The sequence below is a fragment of the Pseudoalteromonas sp. GW168-MNA-CIBAN-0100 genome, from assembly GCF_040309225.1.
Taxonomy (GTDB): domain Bacteria; phylum Pseudomonadota; class Gammaproteobacteria; order Enterobacterales; family Alteromonadaceae; genus Pseudoalteromonas; species Pseudoalteromonas arctica.
The window spans coordinates 1-410 of the sequence record NZ_JBEOOL010000156.1; the positions used below are offsets into that span (position 1 = coordinate 1).

General features: G+C 36.3%; 1 protein-coding gene. It reads left to right on the top strand.

Features of this window, described 5'->3' with window-relative positions; all coding sequences use genetic code 11:
- The coding region (locus AAEY62_RS20485; protein WP_350636072.1) for a peptide-methionine (S)-S-oxide reductase at window positions 1-346 on the top strand (346 nt) is incomplete at its 5' end.
- Window positions 347-410 lie beyond the last annotated feature (64 nt).

Below are 410 nucleotides of genomic sequence, written 5' to 3' on the forward strand. Positions count from 1 at the left end.
CGGTTATGCCGAGTGCGTGAAAGTAACCTTTGATATAACAGCCGTGACACTCTATAAACTGATTGAATACTTTTTTGAGATTATTGACCCTTACAGTGTTAATAAGCAGGGTAACGATGTTGGTTTAAAATACCGTAGTGCTATTTATAGTAAAAAGCAATGTCACTTAACAATTGCAAACGACTATATAAATCAACGCGCTGATGCAGATAAAATAGTGGTACAAGTTCAGTTGCTAACCAATTATGTTCCCAGCGATGCAGAGCACCAAGACCGGTTAACTAATTTTCCCGATGACTATTGTCATATCCCACCTGAGTTATTACATAAATATAAATCGAAATAAAGTTAAAGTCTGCTATATCAATTATGCTAAGAGCAACTGTTTCTCTCATCAGTAAGCTCTGTGG